Annotated in this window: 12 protein-coding genes and 3 rRNA genes; 4 read left to right on the top strand and 11 right to left on the bottom strand. The window is 64.4% G+C overall.

Going from position 1 to position 22517, the window contains the following annotated elements; translation table 11 throughout:
- Positions 1-163 precede the first annotated feature (163 nt).
- Positions 164-1558 carry an NAD(P)/FAD-dependent oxidoreductase gene (locus LK434_RS09190; protein WP_006720530.1) on the top strand — a complete coding sequence of 465 codons (1395 nt, stop codon included), beginning with the start codon at positions 164-166 and terminating at the stop codon, positions 1556-1558.
- A 367-nt stretch (positions 1559-1925) separates the two neighbouring features.
- Here the strand turns inward: LK434_RS09190 and LK434_RS09185 are convergent, their stop codons facing one another.
- Entirely contained in the window at positions 1926-3161 is a 1236-nt protein-coding gene (locus LK434_RS09185; protein ID WP_006722195.1) for an IS256 family transposase, read from the bottom strand.
- A 317-nt stretch (positions 3162-3478) separates the two neighbouring features.
- Here LK434_RS09185 and LK434_RS09180 point away from each other — a divergent pair, with 317 nt between their 5' ends.
- From LK434_RS09180 to hypE, 3 genes are all read left to right on the top strand, one after another.
- Positions 3479-3772 carry a HypC/HybG/HupF family hydrogenase formation chaperone gene (locus LK434_RS09180; RefSeq protein ID WP_050754960.1) on the top strand — a complete coding sequence of 98 codons (294 nt, stop codon included), beginning with the start codon at positions 3479-3481 and terminating at the stop codon, positions 3770-3772.
- Positions 3769-5085, top strand: a complete 1317-nt coding sequence (gene hypD, locus LK434_RS09175; RefSeq protein WP_227917729.1) for a hydrogenase formation protein HypD — start codon at positions 3769-3771, stop codon at positions 5083-5085. Before LK434_RS09180 ends, hypD begins: the two co-directional genes overlap by 4 nt.
- A gap of 65 nt (positions 5086-5150) precedes the next feature.
- Entirely contained in the window at positions 5151-6221 is a 1071-nt protein-coding gene (hypE, locus tag LK434_RS09170; RefSeq protein ID WP_050754970.1) for a hydrogenase expression/formation protein HypE, read from the top strand.
- A gap of 119 nt (positions 6222-6340) precedes the next feature.
- On the opposite strand, the gene LK434_RS09165 is transcribed toward hypE, so the two are convergent.
- The 10 genes from LK434_RS09165 to LK434_RS09120 form a co-directional block, all read right to left on the bottom strand.
- Entirely contained in the window at positions 6341-8182 is a 1842-nt protein-coding gene (locus tag LK434_RS09165; RefSeq protein ID WP_040360853.1) for a carbon starvation CstA family protein, read from the bottom strand.
- A gap of 502 nt (positions 8183-8684) precedes the next feature.
- Positions 8685-11120, bottom strand: a complete 2436-nt coding sequence (gene tsaD / locus LK434_RS09160) for a tRNA (adenosine(37)-N6)-threonylcarbamoyltransferase complex transferase subunit TsaD (protein ID WP_040360851.1) — start codon at positions 11118-11120, stop codon at positions 8685-8687.
- Positions 11121-11242: 122 nt separating this feature from the next.
- The gene (gene tsaE / locus LK434_RS09155) at positions 11243-11749 is read right to left on the bottom strand and encodes a tRNA (adenosine(37)-N6)-threonylcarbamoyltransferase complex ATPase subunit type 1 TsaE (protein ID WP_040360850.1); all 507 of its coding nucleotides are present in this window, start codon (positions 11747-11749) and stop codon (positions 11243-11245) included.
- A gap of 1 nt (position 11750) precedes the next feature.
- Positions 11751-12458 (bottom strand): uracil-DNA glycosylase, encoded by a 708-nt coding sequence (locus tag LK434_RS09150; RefSeq protein ID WP_006720520.1) that lies wholly within the window; start codon positions 12456-12458, stop codon positions 11751-11753.
- Positions 12459-12495: 37 nt separating this feature from the next.
- Positions 12496-13647 (bottom strand): alanine racemase, encoded by a 1152-nt coding sequence (gene alr / locus LK434_RS09145; protein ID WP_006720519.1) that lies wholly within the window; start codon positions 13645-13647, stop codon positions 12496-12498.
- Between the two features lies 1 nt (position 13648).
- The gene (locus LK434_RS09140) at positions 13649-15256 is read right to left on the bottom strand and encodes an NAD(P)H-hydrate dehydratase (protein WP_006720518.1); all 1608 of its coding nucleotides are present in this window, start codon (positions 15254-15256) and stop codon (positions 13649-13651) included.
- Entirely contained in the window at positions 15253-15801 is a 549-nt protein-coding gene (acpS, locus tag LK434_RS09135) for a holo-ACP synthase (protein WP_040361011.1), read from the bottom strand. Before acpS ends, LK434_RS09140 begins: the two co-directional genes overlap by 4 nt.
- 272 nt (positions 15802-16073) lie before the next feature.
- A 5S ribosomal RNA gene (gene rrf, locus LK434_RS09130) occupies positions 16074-16189 on the bottom strand.
- A 148-nt stretch (positions 16190-16337) separates the two neighbouring features.
- A 23S ribosomal RNA gene (locus tag LK434_RS09125) occupies positions 16338-19311 on the bottom strand.
- A 324-nt stretch (positions 19312-19635) separates the two neighbouring features.
- A 16S ribosomal RNA gene (locus tag LK434_RS09120) occupies positions 19636-21140 on the bottom strand.
- Together the 16S, 23S and 5S rRNA genes form the textbook arrangement of a ribosomal RNA operon.
- Positions 21141-22517 lie beyond the last annotated feature (1377 nt).

Here is a 22517-nt window from a genome sequence, read left to right as displayed (position 1 = left end):
GCGCAAGCCGCTCAACGGCGCTCCGCAACCGCTCGCCTTGCCGCACAAGGTCCCTCGCTCCCTGTTGTTGCTTTAGCGTGGAAAAGTAACTATCATCACCTACGGCGCTTCCTCCGGGACAGCAAGATTCGCCCGGACGCCACAACCCACGAGGTGAATTACGATGCACGCTGATGTCGTTATTGTCGGTGCGGGCCCGGCCGGAATCTTCACGGCGCTCAAGCTCCTTGAAGATCGGCCCAGCACCAACATCATCATGTTGGAAAAGGGCAACCCCATCGAGCGGCGCCACTGCCCCAAGGGCCGCACCGGCGCCTGCGTTGGCTGCCAACCCTGCAACATCACAACCGGGTTCTCAGGCGCCGGCGCGTTTTCCGACGGCAAGCTCTCCCTCTCCTACGAGGTGGGCGGCGACCTGCCCGAACTCATCGGTGTGCAAAAGGCGCAGGACACCATCGATACGGTCGACAAGCTGTACCTCGCGTTCGGCGCCGATACGCATGTTGAGGGCTCCGGGCACAACCCGCAAATCCGCGATATTCGCCGGCGTGCCATCCAAGCCGGCCTCAAGATGGTCGACTGTCCCATCCGCCATCTGGGCACCGAAAAGGCCCAGGAGCTCTACCTTGCCATCGAGAAGCACCTGCGCAGCGCGGGCGTCGACATGCGTTTTCGCACCGAATGCCAAGATCTCGTGATTGAAAACAACGTGTGCTGCGGCGTGATCGCCCGCGGAGCTGACGGCCAAGAGCGCATCGACGCACGGCGCGTCATCGTGGCGACCGGTCGACGAGGTGCCGACTGGCTTGAACGCATCTGCTCCGAGCACAACATCGCCCACACGCCCGGCCCCGTCGATATCGGCGTGCGCGTCGAGCTGCGCAATGAGGTCATCGAAGACGTCAACGAGGTTCTCTACGAGGGCAAGCTCATCGGATACCCCAATCCGTTCCGCAACAAGGTCCGCACGTTCTGCCAAAATCCAGGCGGTTTTGTAGCGCAGGAAAACTACGACGGCGGCCTTGCCGTGGTGAACGGCCATTCCTTCAAGGAGCGCAAATCCGACAACACCAATCTCGCCATCCTGTGCTCGCACAATTTCCGAGAGCCTTTCGACCAGCCCATTGCCTATGCGCAAAACGTCGCGCGTCTGTGCAACATGCTCGGCGATGGGCATATCCTGGTGCAGCGCTTTGGCGACATCCTCAACGGCAAGCGCACGTGGCAAAAAGAGCTCGACCGCTCAAACGTGCGCCCCACCCTGCCCGATGCCGTGGCGGGCGACATCACCAGCGCCCTGCCTTACCGAACCATGACCTCGATCGTGGCGTTCATGCTCGCCGTGGACAAGGCGATTCCCGGCTTTGCCTCTGGCGAGACCCTGCTTTACGCGCCTGAGGTCAAGTTTTACAGCAATCGCGTGCAAATGGACGGGGAGTTCACCACGAGCGTCGCGAACCTACACTGCCTAGGCGACTCGAGCGGATGGACGCGCGGCCTCATGATGGCCTCGGTCATGGGCTACCTCATGGGCGAGCGTCTGGGCACCGAGCTATAGGCGCCCTGGCGGCCCCGCAACCGATCCCGCGTGCTCGGCACCCATGGCGGTTGGCGGCCGGCCTGCCGCCCATGCGCACAGCCTTTTTCCCACGGCGCGCTGCACATCGAATCTATGCGAGGCACATTGACGCCGCCGCATGCAACGACGGTGTCAGCCTCCGCTTGACTCCGGCCAATGGTGTCGATGCCCTCACGCCGGCTCAAAAGACGATGGATGTCGCAAATATCGCGATTATGTAACGAATTTTCGGAAGACCGGAGTAGACGGGGGTTTTGGGTTTGCGCCAACTGGGGTTTTAACTTCAAAAGCGGCGGTCTACGGTCAAGTCCATTTTTGTGTGTAAATTCGCAACCGCCGCTTTCTCCTATGCCGCGAGCCTCAGCTGGCGCTGCTCGCGCGCGATGACCTCCAGGCGCGGGACCACGCCCTGCAGCTCCTTCACGGCCGGCGAGTAGAACAGCCTGCGACCGGCCGCCCAGCGCTCGCCCTCCTCGATGAGCACGGCCCCGATCAGCCTCGCTATCGAGTCCGCGTTCGGGAACACCTTGACCACCGACGACCTCCTCTTCACCTCCCCGTTCAGCCTCTCGAGGTGGTTCGACGTCCGCACGACCCGCCGCAGCGCCTCGGGCAGCTCCATCACCGTCATCGCGTCGTCGAACCCGGCGTCGAGCCGCTCGACCGCCCTGGGCGCGGCCCCGGCGTAGTCGGCCGCGATCTCGTCGCGCCTGCGACGCGCCTCCGCCATGGTCTTCGCGTTGAACATCTCCGCGAGCTCGCCGCGCAGCCCGACCCTCAGGCGCTTCGGCGCGGCGTCGACGACGTTGCGGGCGAAGTGGGCCTGGCAGCGCTGCCAGGGCACCTCGGGGAACACGGACTGCAGCGCGGCGACGAGCCCCTCGTGCGCGTCGGTGGTCGCGAGCCGGACCCCCGACAGGCCGCGGCGGCGCAGCCCGGCGAGGAACCGCGTCCAGCTCTCGGTCGTCTCGGCGTCCGCGACCTCGAAGCCGAGCACCTCCTTGCGGCCGTCCGGCGTGAACCCGATGGCCACGAGCAGCGCCTTCGCCACGACCCTGTGGCCCTCGCGGCACTTGATGTAGGTGGCGTCCGCCATGAGGAACGGGTGGTCTCCCTCGATGGGCCGCGCGAGGAACTCCCCGACGATCGCGTCGAGGTCGCGGCACGCCTCGGAGACGCACTGCTTCGAGAAGCTCTTCCCGCAGATGGTCTCCATGACCCTGCCGACCTTGGCGGTGGAGACGCCGGAGACGACCATCTCGGCCATGGTCGTGACCAGCGCGGCCTCGCTGCGGCTGTAGTTGTCGAAGACGAGCGTCCTGAACGGCGCGTTCCGGTGCCTCGGGACCGTCAGCTCGATCGTGCCGACGCGCGTCGCCAGGGGCCTCTCCCTCGTGCCGTTGCGCACGTCGGTGCGCGCCTCGGCCCTCTCGTAGCGGGCCGCCCCGAGCTGCTCGTCGGACTCCGCGAGCAGCACCGCGTTCAGGGACTTCTGCAGCAGGGCCGCGAACGCGCCGCCGGTGTCGCCGGCGAGAAGGGAGAGGATCTCGTCCTGGTCTAGTGTAAGATTGATTCGAGCCATGCTCGTCCTCCAAGTAATCGTTGTGGTTTGGCGATTGCAAGTTTACTTGGTCGGCGGGCCTCTGGCTCGCCTTTGCTATTTACACCACTTTACGGACGCGACCGCGGTCTACTCGGGACGTCCTGTTTTTCGTTACATAATCGCGTAATTTGCGGCATCAACCTCTCTCAGGACGGCAACGAGGCCCCGTTTCGCACCGCATCGGCCGCAATTGCCACCCGCGCGGCCCGCGCCGGCCCATGCGCAAGCCCACGCGTTGCCCCAGCACCGAGGGAGCGCTACCATCTAGACCGATAGCGCGACCCCAGGAGATTGACATGTGCCTCGCAGTTCCCGGCAAAATACTTTCCCTGCATCAAGACGCGCGCGGCACGGTCGACATGCTCGGTGCGCAGCGCGAGGTCTCCCTGCGACTCACGCCCAGCGCGCACGTTGGCGATTACGTCCTCGTGCATGCGGGCTTTGCCATCCAGGTTATTGACGCCCAAGAGGCGGCCGAGACGCTCGAGTTGGTACAGGACCTCGCCGATCTCGCCCAAGACGAGCTGCCCGCAGGCAGCCTCGCGGAGCCCGTCTTCCCCAGCGCACTCACGGCGAACGAGCGCGCATGACCACACGCGACCCCAAAAACGCCGTCGCCGCGAACGTTGCGTCAGCACCTACCCCACGCGCCGGCAACTCGAACGTCGCGCCGGCGTCCAACCCACGCATCGGCAGCGCGAGTGCCATGGCGGCCATGGCGACACCCAACTCCAACACCGACACCGTGAGCGCCACGACGCCGCCCTCCCTCGGTATCGCAGAGACCGCAGGCCCCACAAACACGACGGCCGACGCGCGCGCGGTGTTTGACGCGTTCCGCGACCCCGCCCTCACGCGCGCGCTCATCGAGCGCATCCACGCCCTCGCCGGCGACCGGCCCATCAACCTCATGGAAGTCTGCGGCACGCATACCGTGAGCATCGGACGCTACGGCTTCCGCTCGATCATGCCCGCGAACCTGCATCTGCTCTCCGGCCCCGGCTGCCCTGTGTGCGTCACCGCCAACCAGGACATCGACCGCGCCATCGCACTCGCCCGCGTGGACGGCGTCATCATCACCACGTTCGGCGACATGATGCGTGTGCCGGGATCGACCAGTTCCCTTGCTGCCGAAAAGGCCGCGGGGCACGACGTCCGCATGGTGTACTCCCCCCTCGACGCCCTTACCATCGCCCAGGAAAACCCCGGGCGCCCAGTCATCTTCATGGGCGTTGGGTTCGAGACCACCACGCCCACCATCGCCGCGGCGATTCTCGAGGCGCAAGCGCGCGACCTGCAGAACTTCTCGGTCCTGAGCGTCCACAAGACCACGCCGCCCGCGCTGCGGGCTATCGCCAACGACCCGCAAACCCGCATCGACGGCTTCATCCTCCCCGGCCATGTCTCGACCATCACCGGCATCAACCCGTACCGCTTCCTCGTCGATGACTTCGGCATCCCTGGCGTCGTCACCGGGTTCGAACCGGTGGACATCCTCGAGGGCATTGCGTCGCTCGTGGAAATGATCGACAGCGGACTGCCGGAAATCCGCAACGCATATCGACGCGGCGTCAATGAGGACGGCAACCCCGTCGCGCGCCAGATGGTCGAGCAGGTCTTTGAGCCTTGCGACGTCACATGGCGCGGCCTGGGGCCCATCCCCGGCTCCGGTCTGCGCATTCGCCCGGCATTCGAGACCTTCGACGCGGCCAAGCGCTTTGACGTGCCCGTTGAACCCACCGTCGAGCCGCGCGGATGCCGCTGTGGCGATGTCCTGCGCGGTCGCATCTCCCCACCCGAGTGCCCGCTGTTCGGCAAGGCGTGCACGCCGGCGGACCCCGTCGGCCCCTGTATGGTGAGCTCAGAGGGCAGTTGCGCCGCGTACCATCGTTTTCGTTCATAAGCCAAGGAGGCAATGTGAGCGCTCAAACCGATTTCGTCCAGCTCGGCCACGGATCCGGCGGGCAGATGATGAAGCGAATCATCGACGAGGTGTTCCTCGAGGCGTTCGGCTCGCCCGAGCTCCTCGCAGGCAACGATGCCGGCGTGGCCGACCTGCCCGCGTCGAGCGACCGCATCGCCATGTCCACCGATAGCTTTGTGGTCACGCCGCAGTTCTTCCCCGGCGGTGACATCGGGCGACTCGCCGTCTGCGGCACCGTCAACGACGTCGCCACCTCGGGGGCGCGCCCGTTGTACCTGTCGTGTGGCTTTATCTTGGAAGAGGGCTATCCCCTCGCCGACCTGCGTCGTATCTGCCGCTCCATGGCGCAAACGGCTCAGGAGACCGGCGTGCGCATCATCACGGGCGACACCAAGGTCGTAGAGCGCGGCAAGGCCGACGGTGTGTACATCAACACCGCGGGCGTGGGCGCCGTTCCCCAAGGCATCGACCTCTCCGGCGCGAACTGCCAGCCGGGCGATGTCGTGCTCGTTTCCGGCACGCTCGGCGACCACGGCATCGCCGTCATGAGCCAGCGCGAGGGCCTCGCGTTCTCCACGCCAATCGTAAGCGACGCCGCGCCGCTCAACCATCTCATCGCCGCCGTGCTCAACGCCGCGCCGCGCACGCGCTGCTTCCGCGACCCCACGCGCGGGGGCCTCGCCAGCACGCTCAACGAATTCGCCCAAGCGAGCGGCGTCGTCATCACCGTCGATGAAGATGCCGTTCCCGTAAAACCGGAGGTCCGAGGCGCCTGCGAGATGCTCGGCTACGACGTGCTCCAGGTGGCCAATGAGGGAAAGATGGTCGCCGTTGTGCCAGCAGAGGAGGCCCAGGCGGCGCTCGCCGCCATGCGGGCATCCAAATACGGCGAGGATGCCGCCATCATCGGCGAGGTTTCGCCATGCCTCGGCGCAGACGCACGCCGATCAAGTGCGAATTGGCCAAGCATGAATCGGGCCGACACAGCATCCGACCAGGCGCCAGACGCCGATATTCCCGCCATCCCAACGGGCAGCGTCCGCGTTCGCACCCCTTGGGGCTCCACGCGCATCCTCGACATGCTCGTGGGCGAGCAGCTCCCCCGCATCTGCTAACGCGGATTCAGTCCCGCGCCCGCCGACTTGAGTTTCTCCATCGTAAAAAACGGGCCTCACCGCGCAAGCAGTGAGGCCCATCTCATGCGGGGGCTTTGAACAGGACTTCCCTGTTCCCGTTACGCCTCGGCAGCAAGGCCCTCGGGCGCGTCATCCGCAGCGGCGGCCTGGCGGGCGCTGCAGTTGCGGCGGCCCACCTCGGACCACTCGGGCTCCTCGTCGGGCATGGAGCCGGACTCCTTGCCGCGCAGCTCCTTAAGGCAGTTCACGGCAACAATCAGGCCAAGGGCAACCAGCAGCACGGCAAACACGAGCTGCAAACCGGAAGTCGCCATGACGGCCATGCCGCCCGCCTGCAGCGCGGTCACGCAGCCGGCGATGCTCATGCCGAGCGAGGTGAACGTGCACACCAGCAGGAACGCCACGGGCGCGTAGAGCATCCAGCCGGAGCGACCAGTGCACTTGCAGAACACGGCCAGCGTGATCATGGTCATACCGCCCAGCAGCTGGTTGGAAGCGCCGAACAGCGGCCAGATGTTGAGGTAACCGCCAAAGGTGAGGGCAAGGCCGGGCAGCAGCGTCACGACCGTGGCGACCCAGGGATTGCCCAGGACCTTCATGACGCCGGTCTTCTCGTTTTCAACGGCGAGGGCGTCATTGCTGGTGGCAAAGAACTCGGAGAAAGACGTGCGGCCAATACGGGCAACCGCATCGAGCGAGGTCAGGGCAAGCGCAGAGACGTTCATGGTCATGAAGACGGTCGCGACGGTGCCGTCAACGCCAAAGGCCTGCATACCACGGGCGATGCCCGTGGCAAAGATCGCGAACGGGGTGGACGCGACGCCGGCGTTGAGCGCGCCAGTTCCCGCGGTGTTCATGTCGGAGAACATGATGCCGGCGACGATGATAGCAAGGACGCCCACGAAGGACTCGACTACCATGGCACCGTAGCCGACCTTCACCGCATCGGCCTCGTTCTCGACCATCTTGGACGAGGTGCCGGAGGACACCAGGCTGTGGAAGCCCGAGAGCGCACCGCAGGCAACCGAGACGAACAGAACGGGGAACATCATGCCGGAGGCGGTGGTGAAGCCCGTGAACATGGGCGCGGTGATCGTGGCCTGGCCCTTGGCACCCAGCACCACGATGCCCAGCACGGCGCACACGATCATGACGATCATCATGATGGAGGTCAGGTAGTCGCGAGGCTGCTTGAGCATCTGGATGGGCATGGCGCCCGCAAACACCAGGTACACCATCACGACGGCGATCCAACCGTTGAGGTCGAGGTACACCGGGAACTGCATGCCCACCGCGAACATGGCAACCATGAGGACGACGCCGGTGACGAACTGCTTGGCACCCGTGAGGTTGAACTTGCGGCACGCCCAGCCAAAGACCATGGCAACGAAGGTGAACAGGATCGAGATCGTGCCCGCGCAGCCGGCGGCATAAGACTTGGCAACATCAACGGCACCGGAAGCATCCGGCGTCATCGCAAAGGTGCCGGACACCATGGAGGTGAAGGCGGCGATCACGATCAGGCAGAACAGCCAGCAAAAGAGCAGGAACAGACGGCGGCCCGTACGCCCGATGTACTTATCGATGAGCTGGGCGAGCGACTTGCCGTTGTTCTTCATCGAGGCGTACAGCGCGCCAAAATCATGCACGGCGCCAAAGAAGATGCCGCCCACGAGGACCCACAGCACCACGGGCAGCCAGCCGAACGCCATGGCGACGATGGTGCCCGTCACGGGACCCGCACCGCAGATCGAGCTGAACTGGTGCGAGAACGCCGTGAATGCCGAGGCGGGCGAGAAGTTATGCCCGTCCTCCATGCGGCGAGCGGGCGTGAGCGTCTCGCGGTCAACGCCCCATTTGTTGGCCAGCCATCGGCCATACCCCAAGTAACCTGCGGCGAGCACAACCGCCGCGGCCACCATCAACACAACTCCGTTCATGTGTTTCTCCCCCTCGTGAGACGTCAAGCCACAAAAAATGGGCCGTCGAGCGATACGACGGCCCATCAAACCCATCAGCCGCCCGGCAAAACGCACGGGCGACATGTCATGCCAACCCGTGCTAGCTAATAATTAGGCGGATTACGAGACTGGTCTGACGCATGGCTTAAACTCCCTGATCTTGGCAAGTGCAAGCATATGCTCTTACCAACTAAAGTGACAACAGGCAGTATTGTGCTTTATCTCGATGGAGTCAACAAGATTTCCTCTTTGTTACAAGGCTGAGAACGACGTGTTTCGCGGCGCACGTCCGCTCCGCCCGACCGCACATCACCCGGCGATCGAACAATCCTGCTCGCACGGAGGGCCCACTGGGCCCTCCGGCTCGCGCGGAACTCGCGGCGGACGATGCGCGGTCGGACGGAGCCACCGGCTGCGAGCAACGACGGCACCGAACGAGCGCCGGACGATAAGACCCCGCCCCGGCACCCAAGGGACGACCCTACAACGTCATATTCGGGTCGGCGTCCACGTTCATGGGCGCGAACTCGCCGCGGAGGAACTTCTCGCGGGCAACCACGGCGATCATCGCCGCATTGTCCGTGCAGGCGTTTTGCGGCGGAACCGTCACGCGGATACCCTGTCGCCCGAGCTTTTCGATCATCATCCGGCGCAGGTGCGGGTTGGCCGCCACGCCACCGCCGATGCAGTACTCGTGCGCACCCGTCTCGCGCAGGGCGTTCTTAGCCTTCTTGTACTGCACGTCAAAGACGGCGGCCTCGAACGACGCCGCGAGGTCGGGCAGGCTGATCGTGCGGCCCGCCGCCGTCTCCTGCTCGATGTAGAGCGTCACCGCCGTCTTGAGGCCCGAAAGCGAGAACCGGTAGTCGCCCTTGCTGTTGAGCGCGCGGGGGAAGTCGATCGCCTTGGGGTTGCCCGTCTCGGCCAAGCGCGAGATCACGGGGCCGCCGGGATACCCCAGGCCCAGCGCCTTGGCAACCTTGTCGAACGCCTCACCCACGGCATCGTCGAGCGTCTCGCCCAGCACCTCGTAGTCGCCCCATGCGCGCACATGCACGAGCATGGTGTGGCCGCCGGAGACGAGCGTGAAGATGAAGGGGGGCTCCAGATCGGGCGTGGTGAGCTTGTTGGCGAACAGGTGCCCCTCAAGATGGTTCACGCAGATGAGCGGCTTGCCCGCCGCATAGGCGAAGCCCTTGGCAAAGGCCACGCCCACCACGAGCGCACCCACCAGGCCGGGGCCTTGCGTCACGCCCACGGCTGCAAGCTCGCTCGGCGCGAGCGCACCGCCCGTAAGGCCGAGCGACTCAGCGACCTCCTCAAGCGCGGCGTCGACCACGCCCACAATCACCTCGACGTGCTTGCGTGAGGCGATCTCGGGCACCACGCCGCCAAAGCGCGCATGGAAATCGATCTGCGTGGACACCTGGTTGGCGAGCAGGGCGCCCTCCGCATCGATGATGGCGACCGCGGTCTCGTCGCACGAGCTCTCAATGGCCAGGATGAGCTGGCGACGCTCGAGCTCAGCGCGCTCCTCAGGAGTGCGGGCAGGCGCCTCAAGGGGCCAATCGCGCGCCACCGCCGCTATGGGCTCGGGTGACGCGGCATCGACGGGGAGCACCAAGGGCAACGGGGCGCTCATCACCAGCGCATCGACGCCGCCCGCGTAATACCCGCGACGTCGACCCGCCTCGCCAAAGCCAAGACTGCCGTACAGCGCGATGGCCGCCTCGTTGTCGGCCTCGACCTCCAGCGACGCCGTGGTGCACCCGAGCATCTGCGCGTCGTAGCTCACGTGCGAGAGCAGCTTGCGGGCAATACCCTCACGGCGGTGTGCACGCGACACCGCGACATCCAGAATCTCGATGTCCTTATCGACGACCATGCCGCCGGCAAATCCGATGAGCTCGCCGTTGTCGTGCGCCACCCACCACGAGCGCGCCGCGGGCGCATTCGGGTCGAGCTCCTCCAGGAACATCGAGGCGCTCCACGGCTCATGCGCGGCACCGGCAAAGCAGTCGCGCTCCAAGGCGGCCATGGCCTCCGCATCCGCCGCGGCCATGGGACGAACCTGCAAATGGCGGCCCGCCAGCTCATCGGCGACTCCGGTTACCGCCGTGTTGACGCTCTCGGCAAGGCCCAGCCGCTTGCGCTCGTTTTCCTCGGCATCGGAAAGGCGCGTGTACACGGGTAGGACCAGCGCGGGATCCGTCGCGCCCGCGGCAGCAAGACCCTCCGGGCTCGCCGCTGCGAGCAACAGCCCCTCTCCGGTGGGCCACCATAGCTCACGAGGTAGCGCGCGGCTCATCAGCCCAGCCTCTTCAAACAGCTTGCCGTAACGCACCAGGCCATCGCCCGTAAGCTGCAGTTCCGTGGCATCAGGGCGCTCCGCCCACTCCTCGGCGGCAGCCGCCGCTTTCACCACGCGCTCGCGCTCGAACAGACGGCGAGGACCATCCTCGTCCACCTCGTAGAGAGCCGGATACACCTCGCCGCGCATGGCGTCCGCCGCCACCGCGAGCTTGCCGCGCACGCCGGAGCGCCACGCCAACCAAGCGCAGGCGTCGAGCGTCGATCCGCCCATGAGTGGGACATTCGCGCCACGGGCCAGACCCTTGGCCGTCGAGATACCAATGCGCACGCCCGTGAACGAGCCGGGGCCGCGCCCCACCAAAAAGCCGCCCACGTCCGCCATCGATTTCCCCGCGTCCGCAAGGACGGCGTCGATCGTCTCGACAAGCTCGACATTTGCCTGCCTGCGGCACAGGTGATCGCGTGACGCCAGTACCTCAACGCACGCGCGCGAGGGCGTGTCGTCAAAAAACACCTCGGGCGTCCACCATGCCACCGAACATGCGAGCATGTCCGTCGACGTGTCGACCGCCACGATCAACGTGCGAAAATCGTCCAATTTCATCGGAAGCATCCTTCCATGCAGAACGTCTCAGATCAAGGACCGTAAGCCTGGGCCCCTCAGACCCATGCAGCGTGCCGAGAACAACGGGGAGTGGAGCCGCTGGACCTCTGACGGGCGAGCCGCTATCGACAGGCCCCGGCCACGGCGGCGTCAATCGCCTCAGCCAGCGCAACCGCACGGGCCCCATGAGGCTCGAGGGCCACATCTCGGCGATCGGCATCCCCCTCGACGCGAGCGATCACAACGCCCAGGTACTCGTCGGTCAGGTCATCTTGGAACTGCTCGCCCCACTCAAGCAGGCACGCGCCCTCATACCCCAACACATCGAATATGCCGGTATCTTCCAGCTGATACGCGTGCTCCAAGCGGTACAAATCAAAATGGAACAGCGGGATGCGTCCGCCGTCATGCACCGCCATCAGGGCAAACGTGGGGCTCGTCACGGGACGCTCGTCGCCCAGCCCTCGCGACACGCCCTTGGTGAAGTGCGTCTTCCCCACACCAAGGCCGCCCGTGAGCACCAGCACGTCGCCGTCCTGCAGGCAGGAGGCGACCAGCTCGCCCAACTCGACCGTATCGTCAACGCCCTCGCTGGTGTACCTCAGCGGAGCACCATAGTGCAAAGCCACGCTACTCCCCCATCATCGGTAGGGCATCGGAGTGCGCGCCCTCATGCGATGCGGACGGGTCGCACCCCGCGCGCTCGACCTTCGCGCGCGCCGCCTCAAGGCCCGAATCGACCGGATGACGCTCCAAGTAGTCGCCCAGCATACGGAAGTCCGCCTCAAGCAGCTCCTGCCACGCGGGGTTGCGCAGAGCCGCAGCGGGATGGAACGTGGGCATGACCACAAAATGCCCCATCTCATGGAACCTGCCGCGCAGCTTGGTGATGCCCACTTCCGTCTTGAGCACAAAATGCGTCGCCGGGTTGCCCAGCGTCACGATGATGTCCGGCCAAATGCTGCGAATCTGCTCCCGCAAGAAAGGCGAGCATGCCAGCACTTCGTCGGCCTTTGGGTTGCGATTTCCCGGAGGGCGGCATTTGAGCACGTTGGCGATGTAGATGTCCTCGCGTTTGAGGCCGGCAAGGGACAAGATGCCGTTGAGGTTCTCGCCCGCGCGCCCCACGAACGGCTCGCCGCGCAGATCCTCGTTTTTGCCCGGCGCCTCGCCCACGAACATCACGCGGGCATGCGGATTGCCCACGCCGAACACGATGTTGGTGCGCGTCTGGCACAGCTCGCACAAACGGCATTCGCCCAACACGGAGCGGATCTCCTCAAGCGAGACCTCGCGCGGCTTCTGATTCTCGTGTCCGGGAATATGCATGACGCCCATGTCGATCCCCCCTTCATCACCCCGCCACGGCGAGGCTCTATACGTATATCTTCTCCAAGCGCATGCCAAATCCGCAGGCGAGCTCATAGTTGATCGTCTGGCACATAGAGGCGAGCTCATCTAGGGTGATTTGGGCATCGCCGTCGCGCCCGACGATGGTCATCAGATCGCCGACCTCCGCCTCGGGTACCGGGTGCATGGGGTTCTCGCTGATCGCCACCATGCACTGATCCATGCAGATATTGCCCACCTGCCGCATGCGGCGGCCGTTGAACAGGACCTCCATGCGATTGGAGAGCACGCGCGGCAAGCCGTCGGCATACCCGATGGGCAGCGTGCAAATCTCCACCCGTGTCCGCGGAACCCGGTACGTAAACCCATATCCCACGCCCTCGCCCATCGCCGGATGGCACGTGTGCGTCACGCGCGCCTTGATGCTCATGACGGGCTCGAGCGGCAGCACGGCACGGGTTCGCTCGCAGGGCTGCAGGCCATAGAGGCCGATTCCCGCCCGGATCATGTCAAAATGCATGGCTGGATTGAGGATGGAGCCCGGTGTGTTGTCGCAATGCACGATTCCCGGGTCGAAGCCCGCATCGCGCAGGCAGGCGACCGCCTCGGAAAAACGCTTGCACTGCAGCTGATGGTCCCATCCGTCCGGCTCATCGGCCGTGGCGAAATGCGTGAACGTGCCGTCGCACTGCAACCCCGCGTGAAAGTCGACGCTCCTGCGAAAGTCCACGACCTCGGTGTAGTGCACGCCGATGCGGTTCATGCCGGTGTTGATGGCCATGTGGTACTTGCCCACCTTGCCCAGGCTTGCGGCGCGCTCCCCATAAGCCCACGCGAATTCCGGCGAATAGACGGACGGCATGATATCGAATTCCAACAGCGCGTCGATCGCGCCTGCAGGAGGCTCGCTCAGCAGCAGGATCGGCAGTTTTTGGCCCGCCTCGCGCAGCGCGACGCCCTCGAGCACGGTGGCGACCGCGAACATGTCGGCACCCGCCGCGTGCATGACCTTTGCGCACGATGCCGCGCCGTGGCCATATGCGTCCGCCTTGACCACACAGCACAGGCGCTGGCGCGCGCCGATGAGGCTCTTGAACGCCCTCGTGTTGCGGCGCAGGGCGCCCGTGTTGATCTCGGCCCATGCCCAACGTGTGGGCGGCTCGCTCAGTGTCTGCATGCTAGTCCCCCAGCTCGATTCCAGCGTCTCTCAGCGCCTCCCGCTCGGTGAGATTCATCGCCTCACCCAGCACGTCAATCAAATCGGTCGCGATCACGCTACGCTCGCCCATCAGAGCGGCGGCGGCATGGCCGGCATAGGAGTGCACCGCGACCGCATAGGAGCACAGGAGCTCCCAGCAATCGATGTCCCCGTGGCTCACGGCGATGTTGGCCGCAACGATCCCCGCCAAGACGTCTCCCGACCCTGCGGTGGCCAGCGAGGCAGGGCCGCTCATGGGCAACAGGACCTTCTCGACGCCAACGATGGCAGTCGACGGACCCTTTGCTATGACCACCAGATTGTCCGACCCGGCAGCCCACACGAGCTTTTGGGCGGCTTCGATGGCCGAACCCAGATCATCGACGGGCTCGTCCCCCACCAAGCGAGAAAGCTCCTTGTTGTGCGGGGTCAGGATGAGCGGAGCCTCGCGGCGGTACACCTCGGGCGTCTCCTCAATACCGCCAATCGCCAGGCGGCTCATGCAGTTGAGCGCGTCGGCATCCAGAACAAGAGGCACATCGGTGCGCAAAAGCTCGGTCACCAGCTGCATGCCGCCCGCCGTAACGGTCATGCCCGGGCCACACAGCACGCAATCGAACTTATGCGCCAGCTCGCGCACGGCCGACGCAGCGGCGGCGCCGAACGCGCCGCGCGAATCGGACGGCACGCCAACAACGGGAACGCACGGCAGCGCCATCCGAATAAGGTTGGCGCAGGCGTCGGGCGTCGCAACGGTCACATAGCCCGCGCCGGCGCGCGCGGCCGCCTTGGCGGCCATGATCGCCGCCCCGGGATACGTCGCCGAGCCGGCAACAACCAGAACCGATCCGCGGCTATATTTGTTCACATTGGAGGGAAGGTCGGGGAAGTAGTCGACCAGATCGGCAGGCTCCACGATCTCGGCGGCGTGCTCGACATCGCCGATCACCTCATCCAAATGGCTGTACAGCTGGCCGCAGGTGATCTCACCGGCATATTCGGGACCCTCCCCGCTGTACAGACCGATTTTTGGCGCCAGAAGCGTGACCGTCGCAGTCGCCTCCACGCACACCGTCTCGACGGCACCAGTCTCCGCGTTCAGCCCTGAGGGAACGTCGACGGACACGACCGGCAAACCAAGTTCGTTGAGCGCGGGAATCCAAATGGAGAACGGAGGGCGCACGGCACCGGTAAAGCCCGTTCCCAAAATCGCATCCAACACCACGTCCGCCTCACTCAAAATCGAGACGAGCTCATCGCGGGAAGGACCCACGATCACACGCACATCGCGACCGGCCGTACGACGCGCGACATGGCGCGCGATGGGGCTCTTGATCTCGTTGGGCTCGATGGGCGAGACCACGTCCACGGCGATCCCCTGATGGCTGAGGATATCCGCGGCGACCCAACCGTCACCGCCGTTATTGCCAAAACCAACCAGCACCGCAACGTGCTGAGGCTTGTATTGGGCAACCCGGGCGGCAGCTGCCTCTCCCGCATGCTCCATCAAGGCCGCCTTGGAGGTACCTTCTCTCTCGATAAGATCCTCAAGACGAAGAGTCTCTTCAACACTCAGCACTGGCTTCATGCAACATCATCCTTCTCGACGACAGGAGCCTCTCCCGCGATCTCAAGCAACTCCGACTCTTGGACACGTTCCAGCTCGTCCAATACAGCGCGCGCCTCTTTAAATGACTGGGCGATGCGCTCGCGTTCAGACACACGTTCGGGCTTGGGTTTTGGTCGGGCCTCGGCGGTAATCGCCATGGCGTTCGCAACCGCAAGATCACCGGTAAAGGAAAGCGAGAGAGCGACCTCTTGAACTCCGAGTCGCTTGGCAACCTCAAGCGCGCCGCCAGACAGCACGGCGATTGGCCTGCCGTTGGAATCGCGCGAGACCGCGACATCTCGACGGCCGACGCCCTCCTGGCCAAATCCGACGCCGAGCGACTTGAGCACCGCCTCACGGGCGGCGAACCGACACGCGTAATGCGCCGCAGGGCGAGCAGACGACTCGCAATAATGGCGCTCTTCCTCTGTGAACATGCGAGGGAAAAAACCCGGTGTATCGCGAATGATGCGCTCCATGCGTGCGATCTCGACGATATCGACACCAATGCCAGCTTCGGCCACGGTCACCTCCCAGTGCGGACAGACACAACGCAACCATTGTACCCACAGACGGGGGAGGCGCGCCCGCGCGGAGCGGCCCTCCACACGCGCCGCCGGCGCCCGGGGCCCTCCGGCGGGCGGGGCGCCGCGCCCCGGGAGCGGGGGCCGCCCCGCGGACGGCCGGGCCGCGACGGGCCGCGCGCCGCGCGGTGCGCGCGACGAAAAAAGGGAGGGGGAGCTCGCGGCTCCCCCTCCCCGTCTCGCCTGTCTAAAAAGGGCGAGAGCCGTCCACCGGTCAGCGGCGCCCTGCTCTCCCACGGGCTTCCCCCGCAGTACCATCGGCGCGGTGCGGCTTAGCTTCCGGGTTCGGAATGGGACCGGGCGTGCCCCGCACGCAATGGCCGCTGACCGGTGGGCGGCTCTCGGGCCTCCCACCCGGGTGACACGCGCGTGCCCTGAGGGCCGCACAGCGACTTCGAGAGACGGAACCGAGGTCGACCTGACCTAGACGACGCGACACCTTAGATACTTGCATGTATGGCGTCCCGCCGGTCGGATGCGGGTAAGAGCTCGGGCTATTAGTACCGCTCGGCTGAGGGGCTCGCGCCCCTTGCACCTGCGGCCTATCGACCAGGTAGTCTACCTAGGCCCTTACCGAAAAGGAGAACTGATCTCGGGAACGGCTTCCCGCTTAGATGCCTTCAGCGGTTATCCGCGCCGCACGCCGCTACCCAGCCGTGCCGTTGGTCGACAACTGGTTCACGGGAGGTGCGTCCACCCCGGTCCTCTCGTACTAGGGGCAGCCTCCCTCGATTCTCCTGCGCCCGCGGAGGATAGGGACCGAACTGTCTCACGACGTTCTGAACCCAGCTCGCGTACCGCTTTAAACGGCGAACAGCCGTACCCTTGGGACCTGCTCCAGCCCCAGGATGCGATGAGCCGACATCGAGGTGCCAAACCTTGCCGTCGATGTGGACTCTTGGGCAAGATCAGCCTGTTATCCCCGGAGTACCTTTTATCCGTTGAGCGACGGCCCACCCACGCGGGGCCGCCGGATCACTAGAGCCTGCTTTCGCACCTGCTCGGCGTGTCTGCCTCGCAGTCAAGCCCGCTTACGCTCTTGCACTCTTTGAGGACGGTTGCCGACCGTCCCGAGCGGACCTTCGCGCGCCTCCGTTACCCTTTAGGAGGCGACCGCCCCAGTCAAACTACCCACCTGGCACGGTCCCCCGGCCGGATCACGGCCCGGGGTTAGGACGCCGGCGCGCCGAGGGCGGTATTCCAAGGTCGGCTCCACCCGGGCTGGCGCCCGGGCTTCGAAGCCTCCCGCCTATCCTCTACGCGACGGGCCAGCGGCCAATGCCAAGCTGCAGTGAAGGTTCACGGGGTCTTTCCGTCCTTCCGCGGGTAAGTCGCATCTTCACGACTAGTGGAATTTCACCGGGTCCATGGTCGAGACAGCGCCCAATTCGTTGCGCCTTTCGTGCAGGTCGGAACTTACCCGACAAGGAATTTCGCTACCTTAGGACCGTTATAGTTACGGCCGCCGTTTACCGGGGCTTGGCTTCGGGGCTTCGCTTTTGGCTAACCCCTCCGCGTGACCTTCCGGCACCGGGCAGGCGTCAGACCCTATACGTCGGCTCTCGCCTTCTGCAGAGTCCTGTGTTTTTGGTAAACAGTCGATTGGGCCTCTTCACTGCGGCCGGCCTCCGCTCGGGGAGCGAGTCCCTCCACGTACGCGCCGGCGCCCCTTCTCCCGAAGTTACGGGGCCATTTTGCCGAGTTCCTTGACCATGGTTGACCCGATCGCCTCGGTATGTTCTACCCACCCACCTGTGTCGGTTTGCGGTACGGGCGGAGATGCCCCTGCCTAGGGGTTTTTCTGGGGACCACGGGCTCACTCGCTTCGCTCTCTCGCTTCGTCCGGAGCCTCGCCCTCAGTGGGTACCGGATTTGCCTGGTACCCGGGCCGCGCTCCATCACGGGGACGTCCAGAACCCCGCCGAGCCACCCCAATCCGTCGCCCCGTCGGTCGTGACGGTGCATCTCCGGTGCAGGAATGTCCACCTGCTGCGCTTCGCCTACGGCATCCGCCCTCGGCTTAGCCCCCGACTGACCCTGGGAGGATTAGCCTCGCCCAGGAAACCTCGGGTTTACGGCGGACGAGTTACTCTCTCGTCTCTCGCTACTCATGCCAGCATTCTCACTCCCCAGCAGTCCACCGTCGGTGACCCTCCGGCTTCGCCCCGCTGGGGACGCTCCCCTACCCAATGATGGATCATTGCCGCCGCTTCGGCTCTCAGTTTAGCCCCGTGTATTGTCGGCGCATGTCCACTCGACCAGTGAGCTGTTACGCACTCTTTGAAGGGGTGGCTGCTTCTAAGCCAACCTCCTGGTTGTCTGCGCGGACGCACATCCTTTGCCACTTAACTGAGAATTGGGGGCCTTAGCGGGCGGTCTGGGCTGTTTCCCTCTCGAGCACACAGCTTAGCCCACATGCTCTGACTGCCGCGCTCTGGACCGACCGGCATTCGGAGTTCGGTTCGAATCGGTAGGCGGCGAAGCCCCCTCATCGATCCGGTGCTCTACCTCCGGCGGTTAACGCGCGACGCTAGCCCTAAAGCTATTTCGGGGAGAACGAGATATCTCCGGGTTTGATAGGCCTTTCACCCCTATCCCCAGGTCATCGGCGCACTTTTCAACGTACGTCCGTTCGGCCCTCCACGGGGTCTTACCCCCGCTTCAGCCTGCCCAGGGATAGCTCACCCGGCTTCGCGTCTGCGGCACGCGACTGGGAACGCCCGTTTCGGACTCGCTTTCGCTCCGGCTCGCTTCCCAGCTTAACCTCGCCGCGTGCCAGCAACTCGCTGGCTCATTCTACAAAAGGCACGCCGTCACACCGCATGGGTGCTCCGACGCCTTGCGGGCGCACGGTTTCAGGTACTGTTTCACTCCCCTCCCGGGGTGCTTTTCACCTTTCCCTCACGGTACTGGTGCGCTATCGGTCACATGGGAGTATTCAGGCTTGGAGGGTGGTCCCCCCGGGTTCGGACCGGGTTTCACGTGCCCGGCCCTACTCAGGGACCGACTCCGGGCTCCATCCCAGGGTGCGCCTACGGGGCCCTAACCCTGTGCCGCCGGCCTTCCCATGCCGTTCGGCTCCCCTGGATGGATGCCCGCCGGGGGCGCCAGCCCCCGGACGGTCGGCCCTTCAACCCCGTGGGCGGCAAAGGCTGGCGCCGGCCCGCTCCACGGTTTGGCCTAGGTCCCCTTTCGCTCGCCGCTACTCGGGGAATCTCGATGTTGATTTCTTCTCCTCCGGGTACTTAGATGTTTCAGTTCCCCGGGTTGTCCCCCTCCCGGCTATGTGTTCACCGGGAGGGTGCCAGGACTTCTCCTGGCGGGTTCGCCCATTCGGAGACCCGCGGGTCGAAGGGTGTGTGCCCCTAACCGCGGATTATCGCAGCTTGCCGCGTCCTTCTTCGGCTCCATGTGCCAAGGCATCCGCCGTGCGCCCTAGATATCTTCCCGCACGACCGTGCGGGACGCCGTATCTAGACACTTGAATGTCTGGGTGTCGCATACGCTCGGTGGCAGATGCCACCGGCGATCGTCATGCAACTTACTATATGTTTGCAGATTGGAAGATATATCTCATATCTCAATATAGAAGAATCGATCAGATCTCTCTCTAGATCCGTCTTGTCGCTATGCGGCTCTCAAGGTACGCGGGGTGACCCCGGGGACCGGACACGCGAAGGGGCGGGACGGAAGCGGGGACGCGGGCACACCTGCGCCGCAACTGTTGTGAGATATGGTTCTCTAGTGCTTTCAGAAAGCGCTCTCGCTCCCTAGAAAGGAGGTGATCCAGCCGCACGTTCCCGTACGGCTACCTTGTTACGACTTCACCCCCCTCACCCTCCACACCTTAGGCGCCTCCCCCCTCTCGGTTGGGCCGGCGACTTCGGGTGCAGACGACTCGGGTGGTGTGACGGGCGGTGTGTACAAGGCCCGGGAACGCATTCACCGCGGCATGCTGATCCGCGATTACTAGCAACTCCGACTTCATGGGGGCGGGTTGCAGCCCCCAATCCGAACTGGGGCCGGCTTTCAGGGATCCGCTCCGGCTCGCGCCATCGCATCCCGCTGTACCGGCCATTGTAGCACGTGTGCAGCCCAGGGCATAAGGGGCATGATGACTTGACGTCGTCCCCGCCCTCCTCCGGATTGACTCCGGCGGTCCCGCATGGGTGCCCACCCGAGGTGCTGGCAACATGCGGCGGGGGTTGCGCTCGTTGCTGGACTTAACCAAACATCTCACGACACGAGCTGACGACAGCCATGCACCACCTGTGCGCGCTCCTCTCGGCCACCGGGTCTCCCCGGCTTCACGCGCATGTCAAGCCCTGGTAAGGTTCTTCGCGTTGCTTCGAATTAAGCCACATGCTCCGCTGCTTGTGCGGGCCCCCGTCAATTCCTTTGAGTTTTAGCCTTGCGGCCGTACTCCCCAGGCGGGACGCTTAATGCGTTGGCTGCGGCACGGAAGGGTTCCCCTCCCACACCTAGCGTCCATCGTTTACGGCTGGGACTACCAGGGTATCTAATCCTGTTCGCTCCCCCAGCTTTCGCGCCTCAGCGTCGGTCTCGGCCCAGAGGGCCGCCTTCGCCACCGGTGTTCCACCCGATATCTGCGCATTCCACCGCTACACCGGGTGTTCCACCCTCCCCTACCGGACCCGAGCCCGGCGGTTCAGGGGGCGGGACGGGGTTGAGCCCCGCCATTTGACCCCCTGCCTGCCGGGCCGCCTACGCGCGCTTTACGCCCAATGAATCCGGATAACGCTCGCCCCCTACGTATTACCGCGGCTGCTGGCACGTAGTTAGCCGGGGCTTCTTCTGCAGGTACCGTCTTGTCTCATCCCTGCTGAAAGCGGTTTACGACCCGAGGGCCTTCGTCCCGCACGCGGCGTCGCTGCGTCAGGGTTCCCCCCATTGCGCAAGATTCCCCACTGCTGCCTCCCGTAGGAGTCTGGGCCGTGTCTCAGTCCCAATCTGGCCGGTCGGTCTCTCAACCCGGCTACCCGTCGTCGGCACGGTGGGCCGTCACCCCGCCGTCTACCTGATGGGCCGCGGAGCCATCCCCTCCCGTCTGGGCTTTGCCCGGCCGGCCATGCGGCCTGCCGGGGTCATCCGGTATTACCCACGGTTTCCCGAGGCTATCCCGGAGGAGGGGGCGGGTTCTCCACGTGTTACTCAGCCGTTCGCCACTCGCTTCCGCCCGAGGGCGGGTGCCGTTCGACTTGCATGTGTTAGGCGCGCCGCCAGCGTTCATCCTGAGCCAGGATCGAACTCTCCGTCCAAATATGATGGCCGGACGCGCGGTCCGGTCGCGATCATGGTTCGGCGGGGTGAGCCCGTCCCGACCAGCATGCATGCTGGTTCGGATTCCATTCGATGCTCAGCGTGTAAACTGGTTCAAGGAAGTTGAAACGGGTGCCGAGCCCTCAGGGCTCGGACCTTACACATCTTGAAAAGTACATCACTGTGACACCTGTTAAAATGGTGTCTCCACTTCATTTCCGTCTCTTCGCGGTATCCGGTTCTCAAGGTACCCGCCGCGGGTCCGTCGGCCTCGTCTTCGCTCGGCCACCCGCGCGGCAAGGAGATATATTGCCAGAGTCGGGAGGGCGCGGGGGCGACTATTTGCGTCTCCACATGTTGTACATATTTGATTCTAATTCATAGGCTTATACCACTATATATTGTGCTCATCTCTCGTTTATCGACATATATCAACCGCTTACCGATAGTGAGATTCCAATTTACAAAGAGGAAGATTTTCAAAACTTGAGATGACAATCGACAGGCAACTGCATTCGAACTAAGAAACTTATTGGACTTTTTCTTAGTCACGCTGCGACATGCCCGTCAGTTGCTTGCCCACCCCTTATCCAATTAGGGACTCTTCTTCGATCGAGTAAGCCTATAGACGCCGTTGACTAACGTTCAATAGCGACTTTCAAACAAAATCAATTGAACGGAAAGGGCACGAAAGAACGTGAAAACAGGTTCATATGTATTTGAATGCAAGATCGCTATGAGATCTTCGGGAACACTCAACGTTCATCGATTCCGCTACTGTCCAATATCGAAGCACTGGCGATGAGGCCTTACCTATGTTGGCCCATCAATTAGTAACCAGGATTCATGCGAATGTGTCATCCCAAGATGGCTACTCAAAATATCCAGAACGGGCATTCACGCACCATGGAGCATGGCAATAGGCCTTGCCGGATTGGTGCCATCATGCCCTTGTAAGACATGACCCTTCACGCGCTGCGCAGACGGCCCGGGATGGGAATAGTTAGCTGGAGTAAAAGCATCCACAGGCCATTTTGAAGCTTGTAAGAATCTGAGCCCATCGGAAAAGCTGACGCGAGTCTCCGTCACAAGGACGTACGCACGATGAGGTAGTAAAGCAAGCTAGAAGAGCGCTGCCGCGCGATCACAAGCGATGCACGGGACACAACGCATCCATTGTACCCGCAGACGGGGGAGGCGCGCCCGCGCGCCGCGTCCCTCCACACGCGCCGCCGGCGCCCGGGGCCCTCCGGCGGGCGGCGAGCCGCGCCCCGGAGGCGGGGGCCGCACCTGCGGACGGCCCGGGCCGCGACGGGCCGCGCGCCGCGCGGCGCGCGCGACGAAAAAAAGGGAGGGGGAGCTCGCAGCTCCCCCTC

Source organism: Collinsella stercoris DSM 13279 (assembly GCF_020735465.1).
Taxonomy (GTDB): Bacteria; Actinomycetota; Coriobacteriia; order Coriobacteriales; family Coriobacteriaceae; genus Collinsella; species Collinsella stercoris.
This window is presented reverse-complemented; position numbering and strand designations above follow the sequence as displayed.